This window comes from Bartonella sp. AA81SXKL (assembly GCF_042196945.1).
Taxonomy (GTDB): domain Bacteria; phylum Pseudomonadota; class Alphaproteobacteria; order Rhizobiales; family Rhizobiaceae; genus Bartonella.
The window spans coordinates 337-573 of sequence record NZ_JBHIRH010000386.1 but is presented as its reverse complement, the minus strand read 5'-3'; the positions used below and the strand labels follow the sequence as shown (position 1 = coordinate 573).

Annotated in this window: 1 pseudogene; it reads right to left on the bottom strand. The window is 32.5% G+C overall.

The window, feature by feature from the left end:
• Positions 1-65: 65 nt before the first annotated feature.
• Positions 66-237: pseudogene (locus ACFINZ_RS11840) on the bottom strand (DNA polymerase III subunit epsilon); the annotation flags it as partial.

The window sequence follows — 237 nt, the reverse complement described above, 5'->3', positions numbered from 1 at the left end:
CAACGACCATATTTTTTTAGGTATCTTGTTATTTTTCGTTTTTTAACGAACTTTTTAGAAAAAAATTATTGAGGAATTTTAAAAGAATTCCACAAAGCCTTTTCACCCATTTTTTTAACAAAATCAGCATGCATAGTTTTTTCTTGTACACTTAGCCGTGGAGAAAGGTTTTGTGGACGGATTTTAACTGCTGAGAAAGCATTCTTGTCATTCTCGCTCTCTTCATGAACACTTCCA